A 267-nucleotide genomic window follows, 5' to 3' on the forward strand; every position below is an offset into this window, starting at 1 on the left:
GGTCGACCCGGCGAGCTGCACGAGCGCGACCGCCGCGTCGAACCCGGAGGTGTCGGCATCCGGAGCGATCCGACCGGCGACGAGGCCGACCCGGCGTCCCTCCGCGCGGGCGAGGGCCGCGACGCGCGCGGGAGCCTTGCCGGTCGCGGAGCTCGCGTCGAACGACCCCTCCCCCGTGATGACCACGTCCGCAGCGGCCACGGCCTCGGCGACACCGAGGAGGTCGGCGATGCGCTCGGCTCCCGGTACCAGCTCCGCGCCCCAGGC

At 77.5% G+C, this 267-nt stretch carries 1 protein-coding gene; it reads right to left on the reverse strand.

The window, feature by feature from the left end:
• Nucleotides 1-267: glycerate kinase (locus ACZ3GY_RS24115; protein WP_465912282.1), on the reverse strand; the 267-nt coding region annotated here is incomplete at both ends.

This window comes from Pseudomonas sp. PME37.24/006 (genome assembly GCF_055556635.1).